The 7,814-nt window shown below is 43.6% G+C and carries 8 protein-coding genes; 1 reads left to right on the forward strand and 7 read right to left on the reverse strand.

All coding sequences use genetic code 11. From position 1 onward, the window contains the following. Positions 1–4: 4 nt before the first annotated feature. Entirely contained in the window at positions 5–847 is an 843-nt protein-coding gene (locus PR675_RS18055) for an MIP/aquaporin family protein (protein ID WP_004924651.1), read from the reverse strand. Positions 848–1,150: 303 nt separating this feature from the next. Here PR675_RS18055 and zapB point away from each other — a divergent pair, with 303 nt between their 5' ends. Continuing rightward, positions 1,151–1,390: a cell division protein ZapB gene (gene zapB, locus PR675_RS18060; protein ID WP_004924650.1), complete on the forward strand. Its 240-nt coding sequence runs from the start codon at positions 1,151–1,153 to the stop codon at positions 1,388–1,390. Between the two features lie 347 nt (positions 1,391–1,737). Here the strand turns inward: zapB and rraA are convergent, their stop codons facing one another. The 6 genes from rraA to cytR form a co-directional block, all read right to left on the reverse strand. Next, complete coding sequence (gene rraA, locus PR675_RS18065; RefSeq protein WP_014657241.1) at positions 1,738–2,259, reverse strand: ribonuclease E activity regulator RraA; 522 nt, start codon at positions 2,257–2,259, stop codon at positions 1,738–1,740. 110 nt (positions 2,260–2,369) lie between these two features. After that, on the reverse strand, positions 2,370–3,290 hold the full coding sequence (locus PR675_RS18070) for a 1,4-dihydroxy-2-naphthoate polyprenyltransferase (RefSeq protein WP_004924644.1): 921 nt from the start codon (positions 3,288–3,290) through the stop codon (positions 2,370–2,372). A gap of 225 nt (positions 3,291–3,515) precedes the next feature. After that, a complete protein-coding gene (gene hslU, locus PR675_RS18075; protein ID WP_014657242.1) occupies positions 3,516–4,850 on the reverse strand; it encodes an HslU--HslV peptidase ATPase subunit in 1,335 nt (444 codons plus the stop codon). A gap of 10 nt (positions 4,851–4,860) precedes the next feature. Further along, positions 4,861–5,391, reverse strand: coding sequence for an ATP-dependent protease subunit HslV (gene hslV, locus PR675_RS18080; RefSeq protein ID WP_004924640.1), 531 nt, complete (start codon positions 5,389–5,391; stop codon positions 4,861–4,863). A gap of 154 nt (positions 5,392–5,545) precedes the next feature. Next, positions 5,546–6,361 (reverse strand): cell division protein FtsN, encoded by an 816-nt coding sequence (gene ftsN, locus PR675_RS18085; RefSeq protein WP_004924637.1) that lies wholly within the window; start codon positions 6,359–6,361, stop codon positions 5,546–5,548. A 151-nt stretch (positions 6,362–6,512) separates the two neighbouring features. Then, entirely contained in the window at positions 6,513–7,541 is a 1,029-nt protein-coding gene (cytR, locus tag PR675_RS18090) for a DNA-binding transcriptional regulator CytR (RefSeq protein WP_004924634.1), read from the reverse strand. Between the last annotated feature and the right edge of the window lie 273 nt (positions 7,542–7,814).

The raw sequence follows: 7,814 nt of genomic DNA on the forward strand, positions 1-7,814 counted from the left end.
ATGATTAAGCGTTTTTACTAGATGTTTTTGATGGCTCGTCTTTTTTCGTATGCACGAAACCTGGTAAGTGACGAGTGATCAGCATGCGGTAACCGAATGCACCAATCAGAGCGCCAACGATAGGAGCAATCAATGGTACTAAGAAATAAGGAATTTCACGTCCACCTGTCAGGGCAATATCCCCCCAGCCTGCGAGATAAGCAACAACTTTTGGTCCGAAATCACGAGCAGGGTTTAAGGCGAAACCTGTTAGTGGGCCGAATGAACCACCAATAACGGCAATCAGAATACCAATTAATAGCGGTGCTAGAGGCCCACGTGGAATACCGTTACCATCATCGGTTAAAGCCAAAATTAGGCACAGGAGGATGGCAGCGATAACCACCTCAATAAAGAAGGCGTGCATTTCGCTAATTTGTGGGGCTGGGTAAGTAGAGAATACACCAGCAGTAAAGAGGCTTTCTTGTGTGCCACGAATAATGTGGTGAACTTGGTCGTAATCAATGAATACAGGTGAGTACATCGCATAAACTAAGGCGGCAGCGAAGAAACCTCCTAACATTTGTGCAACGATGTAAGGTGCGACTTTATGTCTTTCGAAGCTAGCAAATAACCAAAGTGCAATGGTTACGGCAGGGTTAAGGTGAGCCCCAGAGATGCCAGCGGTTAAGTATACAGCGAGTGCAACACCAAAGCCCCATATGATACTGATTTCCCAGAGGCCAAGTTGTGCTCCGGCGATTCGGACTGCTGCAACACAGCCTAAACCAAAGAATACGATGAGTGCAGTACCTAAAAATTCTGAGATGCACTGACCGGTAAGTGTAGTCGTGGTCGTTTGGCTCATATCTTCTATCCTACGAAAATTAAAATTATTGTAATGTTTTTCAGGTTAAGATCTTCAAAGTGAAAACCTATAGTGTAAATTTATCGTTAATGAGCGCAAACGAGAAATATCGAAATTGAAATATGTGTGTTACATCACCAAAACGAAAGAAAACGACCAAAAATAGTGACGCAATCGACCTTTACGATGTGATCAGACCAGTGTTTTAAAATAAGGGATTTGGGGAATCAGAGTCAAGCCACTAGACACAGAGGATCATGCTACTTACAATCGATATTAAAGCTTACATGGGAGGTCAGAAGAATGTCATTTGAAGTATTTGAGAAACTAGAAGCAAAAGTCCAACAAGCGATTGATACTATCACACTGTTACAAATGGAAATCGATGAGCTAAAAGATAAAAATAGTGCGCTTGTTCAAGAACTGGATAATGCGAAATCGGGCACCGAATCACTGGTACGTGAAAACGAACAACTGAAACAAGAGCAACAATCGTGGCAAGAGCGTCTGCGTGGTTTGCTGGGTAAAATGGAAGAAGTCTAAAATACCGGTTATATTTCGCGCAGCAGCGTTGTTGGCTTCTTTTGGTTACCTGAATGGCATACTTATGTATGCTCATCGCGATAACCTATGACCGCTGACGAGCAGCAACACGAATTATCTAGGGGTACATAGGGTCAATAAGTTATAGCTGTTGCTGATGATTGTAGGTTATCTATTGATATCAAAAGTTGAAATAGCTTGGCATGAGTCGTTAGGATTTTTACGTTGCTATCCCCTGTGATAGGGGAATAGCCAAATTGTACTTTGTACCACAGAACCATAAAAAGAAGGGCTGATATCATTATCAGCCCTTCTTTTTTGAAACCGTATGATCATGCGATTGATGATTAGAGGTCGTCGTCTAGTACTTCAAACTCGCTACCATCCTGAGTTGAAAGTGGTTCTTCTGATAAGATGATGCCTGTGTTATCTGCATAGAGATAGTCACCCGAGAAGAAGGTAACGCCGCCAAAATTGACGCGAATATCGCTTTCGCCAATACCTTCATCTGGGCAGCCTGCTGGTATGGCGGCAATTGCTTGAATACCCAGATCTAACTCCATCAATGCGTCTACTTGGCGTACAGCGCCATAAACCACAATACCTTCCCAGTGGTTATCAACGGCTAAGCGAGCAAGTTCCGCATCAATGAGGGCTTTGCGTACAGAGCCGCCGCCATCGACAAGGAGAATACGACCATGACCGTCTTCTTCCAGCAAATCATATAGTAGGCCATTGTCTTCAAAGCACTTGACCGTAATGATTTGACCGCCAAATGAAGTACGTCCACCAAAGTTGGAAAAGAGAGGCTCTACCACATTGACGCTTTCTTGGTAGATATCACAGAGTTCGGAAGTATCATATTTCATAGTGTATAGGTCTTTATTTGCTGCAAGAAAGATAAAGTATATCCCTTTTGAGAGGTGATTGGCAAAATCCACCTCCCAAAAACAAGGGGGCTAAGTCAAAAAATAAGCAATTACTTACTCAATATTACACCGATAGAAAAGAGAACGTTAGTGAATAGTGCGGCTTTTACCATGTTTTCTAACATTGGGCGCATCCCTTCAGGGGTTGGATCACTGAGTACGCGACGCACATGGTTCATTAACATGGGAACGGCAAGCAAGAACAACCACCCCGTCCAGCCACGAAGATAAAGTAAGTTAAAGAAAGCTAAGCAGAGTATAGCAACAATAATAATAATAGCATGATAGATTCGCGCGCCTGATGGGCCTAAACGCACAGCAAGGGTATTCTTACCTGCTTTTACGTCATTTTCGATATCGCGCATATTATTAATATTCAGTACGGCAACGGAGAGTAAACCACAGGCCGTAGCAGGTAAAAAGGTGATCATGTTCAGTGTATTGGCTTGTAGGTAATAAGTCCCCATCACACTCAGCCAGCCAAAGAAAATTAGGACGGATATATCACCTAACCCTAAGTAGCCATAAGGTTTTTTCCCGACGGTATAGGTGATAGCGGCGACAATCGCGATTAAGCCTAACACTAAAAAGCCAATGGCATCTTCAGGTTTTTCACAAGCGACAACAACCAGCAGCAAGCCTGAAATACAGGCAGCAATAATATTAATTTTTAATGCTTTTTTCATGTCTGCTTGGGTAATCACCCCTTTTTGCATACCACGCAAAGGGCCAATACGTTCAGCGGTATCTGAGCCTTTTACGGCATCACCATAGTCATTTGCAAGATTAGAGAGTATTTGCAGTAAGCCTGCGGTAATAATGGCTAATAGGGCAACAGGCCATTTAAAATTACCCGTTAAATAGGTCAGTGCGGAGCCAGTAATAATGGCTATGACTCCTAATGGTAAGGTCTTAGGACGTAAACTTTCTAGCCAAGCCTGCTTACGGCTAATAGAAGTAGATGAGCTCATTCAATAATTTCACAGGTTTGTTGTGTACAATACATTAAAAGCCCTCGCGTGAAAAACCGTATACGGCTTGTCCATGAAAACGTGCATATGGAAAGCGATGTAATGGCTGCGCGACAGGCTAAATATTTACCGTCTAACGTAAAATTATAAAGTACAACGATGGGTCACCGTTGTACTTTATTAGACGTATCTTAAGGATACATGAAAACCTGATAATTAATAAGCTTATAAAATAAATCTGCTTAGATCTTCATCTGCAACCAGTTCATCAAGGTGCTGTCTGACATACTCGGCATCGATTTGAATGGTTTGGCCGTTACGTTCGCTAGCATCATAGGAAATATCTTCCATCAAGCGTTCTAACACGGTATGTAAGCGGCGTGCACCGATGTTTTCAGTTGATTCATTGACTTGCCATGCCGCTTCCGCAATACGGCGAATGCCATCGTCAGTAAACTCAATCGTCACACCTTCTGTTGCCATCAAAGCTTTGTACTGCTCAGTTAAAGAGGCACTTGGCTCAGTGAGGATACGCACAAAGTCTTCTGTTGTCAGCGCTTGTAGCTCAACACGAATTGGCAAACGGCCTTGTAATTCAGGGATCAAGTCTGATGGGCTAGAAACTTGGAATGCACCCGATGCGATAAAGAGGATATGGTCGGTTTTGACCATGCCATGCTTAGTCGAAACGGTACAACCTTCGATCAGTGGCAGCAGGTCACGCTGTACGCCTTCACGAGAAACGTCAGGGCCAGAGGTTTGACCACCGCGCTTACAAATTTTGTCGAATTCGTCGATAAAGACGATACCGTGCTGTTCAACCGCTTCGATAGCTTGCTCTTTCAGCTCTTCAGGGTTGACCAGCTTAGCGGCTTCTTCTTCCACTAGCAGTTTAAACGCTTCTTTGATCTTCATCTTACGTGCTTTTTGTTTTTGGCCCGCAAGATTTTGGAACATAGATTGTAGCTGATTAGTCATCTCTTCCATGCCAGGAGGAGCCATGATCTCAACACCCATTGGTGCCGCAGCGACTTCAATTTCGATTTCTTTGTCGTCTAATTGACCTTCACGTAATTTCTTACGGAAAGATTGGCGAGCAGGTGATTGTTCATCAACAGGCTCGGATTGACCCCAATTATTTTTTGCAGGTGGGATCAGAACATCAAGAATACGTTCTTCAGCTAGTTCTTCAGCACGGTAACGGTTTTTCTCAATGGATTGTTGACGGACCATTTTGACAGCAGAATCAGCTAAGTCGCGAATGATAGAGTCAACTTCTTTACCGACATAACCCACTTCTGTAAATTTTGTCGCTTCAACTTTGATGAATGGCGCGTTAGCGAGTTTTGCAAGGCGGCGAGCAATTTCAGTCTTACCGACACCCGTTGGACCAATCATTAAAATATTTTTTGGTGTGACTTCGTGACGTAACGTTTCATTCAGCTGCATACGGCGCCAGCGGTTACGTAGGGCAATTGCAACAGAGCGTTTAGCTTTGTTTTGACCAATAATATAATTATCGAGTTCGCTAACTATTTCGCGTGGAGTCATTTCGGACATACTGTAATCCTTATGATTTTGAAGAAATTTCTTCAAAGTTGACATTGTGGTTGGTATAGATACAGATATCGCCGGCAATAGAAAGTGCTTTTTCAGCGATTTCACGAGCACTTAATTCTGTGTTTTCAAGTAGTGCGCGTGCCGCAGCTTGCGCATATGGGCCACCTGAACCTATAGCAATTAAATCATTTTCTGGCTGAACGACATCACCGTTACCTGTGATGATAAGAGAGGTGTGTTCGTCGGCTACGGCTAGCAGAGCTTCAAGTTTGCGTAACATACGGTCAGTACGCCAATCTTTTGCTAGCTCAACAGCGGCCTTCGTTAAATGGCCTTGGTGTAGTTCAAGCTTGCGCTCAAACAGTTCAAAAAGAGTAAATGCGTCGGCAGTGCCACCGGCAAATCCGGCAATAACTTTGTCGTTATATAAGCGACGAACTTTGCGGACATTGCCTTTCATGACGGTGTTACCCATCGTCGCCTGCCCATCTCCACCAATTACGACCTGGCCATTACGGCGAACACTTACGATTGTTGTCATGAGTTAGCCCCTGGTTTTATGACGAAAAAAATGCGGGTATCAATTTTTCAAGTTACCAGCCTTCTTAAACGGGTAACTTGAAGCAAGCAAAATGCTGTAATAGCCGCTCTTGATAGTACGTTAAAACAGTACATGGGGGAGGGGATTGTATTTTTCAACCCCCAGAGGCACGAAGAATACAACCTGAGACACCAACACCGCTTGCACGATCGCGCATTTTTTCTGCCGTTGACTTGGAATAAGGGCCAAGTACGATACGATGCCAGCCGCCGCCAACAGTGACTCGGCTTTCTATGCCAGCAAAAGCGAGTGTAGCACGAACGGACTCTGCTTGTTCCGCGGTACGGAAAGAACCACATTGAACCAGCATATTTTGTAAATTATTCGCGGGTTTGCTTTCAACGGGTGCAGGCTGCGTTGATTGTACAGGGCGATTTTCTGTTTTTGCCTCGGTCGAGGTGACAGGTTTACGTTGTACTGGTGGATTGACGGGTTGAGTTGGTTCTTTAATGATCACTTGTGAACGAGGAACCGGCTGCCCATTATAAGGCACTTCCGGTAAATTCGTCACAGGGCCACGTCTATCCGAATCAATCTGTTCTAGTAGTTGACGCTGCTCAGGGGTTAGCTCCGATGGGCGCATAATGTTGCTACCCGTACTCTTTTGCGTCTGCTCAATGTTTGGCGTATCAACACCCCGACGCTCTAGCTCTTTAATATAGCGCCAGCGTTCTTCAGGTTTAGGCGGTAAAGTATCGACAGGTACTGATGATGAATGGCTTCCCGTACTTTGGGGGGATTCCTTCTTATTTTGAGTGATATAGAAAAGGCCGCCCACAAACAAGACAACAATTCCGACAGCAACAACTAATGTTGTCATCGGTAGGCCTTGCGCTTTCTTGGCTTTGCCTTTACTGGTTTTACGGCGGGCAGATGACCGCCCGCGAGCTACATAATCTTTTTGTGCCACGCTGTTAATTCACTAGGTTATTGAGTGTCTGTGATTATTCAGTTTTATACTCGTCGTATTTCAAGTTGCAGTATTGTTGGTGATGTTTTAGCAACAAACTGCAGCTTGAATGATTTAGGTGGTACATGTTACTTAACCTGAACGACTTTGCCTAGCTTTTAGGCGCTTTTGTACTCTCTCTAATGATTAAATCAGAATCTAGGAGACGAGAGCCAGGGGTGACACTATTACCTTGTAGTTGTTCCAGCAGTAATAACATGGCATGGCGACCAATTTCATCGCGAGGGTGATTTATCGTTGTTAAGGCTGGCAATGTATACTGAGCCTGCTCTAGATTATCGAACCCAACAATAGATAGGTCATCGGGAAGGATGAGTCCTGATTTTTTTGCTTGCCACATTGCACCGATTGCCATGATATCACTATGACAAAAAACCGCTGTGGGTGGTTCAGGTAGGGCAAGTAAAGTTTTGACAGCCTCAGCACCGCTTTCATGCGTAAAATCACCACGAACGATATATTGCTCGCGTAATTTTTCACCCGTACGCAGCATGGCTTTTTTATACCCTTCTAAACGATACTGGCTGTGTGGCATATGTTCAGGCCCCGCGATACAAGCGATACGTTTATGACCTAATTTCTGTAAATAGTGCGTAGCATTAAACGCAGATGTTAGGTTATCGATATGTACGGTTGGTAGTTTAAGTTCAGGAGAGAACTCGTTAGCCATCACGATAGGGGGGAGATTTTTTTGTTCTTCAGCAGAGACATCGAAAGGTAAATTCGAGCCTAACAGTACCATCCCGTCGATTTGTTTCGTAATAATCAGATTAATGAAGGCGTTTTCTTGTTTTTGTTGATGTTTGCAGTCGCCAATCAAGACAAAATAACCTTCTTGCGCGGCAACTTTTTCCAGTCCACAAATCACATCACTGAAAAAGGGATCACTAATATCGGGAACGATCGCCAAGATCGTTTTTGATTCGTTACGTTTGTAGCTCCTTGCTAAGTTATGTGGATAGTAGCCCACATCCATCACAGCTTGCTCTACTTTCTGACGTGTCTGTAAAGAGACTTTTTCAGGTGTCATTAATGTTCTAGAGACCGTTGCCGTTGATACGCCCGCTGCATTAGCAACATCTTTCATGGTTGCAGTACCACTGTGTTGTTTCTGTTCCACAACGTCTTCCTTACGTTTAGTTAATCGATTGCTTTTTTTGAATGGCGTAAAGACGTCATCACATCAAGTAACGAGTTATTCTAAATGGTTTAACAATAATATCTGTTACCTAGTTTACATAAAAACTGTGACTTGCGTCATTTTTTAGAGCTACTTCGCAAATATTGAAAATAGTTACCATAAAGTTTCCATATGAAACATAAGGGCAATATCAAGTGGAGCAGTTTGCTATTGTCCGCTTCCCTTAAAATAAGACAGCGATAATTAGATTTT

This window comes from Providencia sp. PROV261, assembly GCF_028477945.1.
Taxonomy (GTDB): Bacteria; Pseudomonadota; Gammaproteobacteria; order Enterobacterales; family Enterobacteriaceae; genus Providencia; species Providencia stuartii.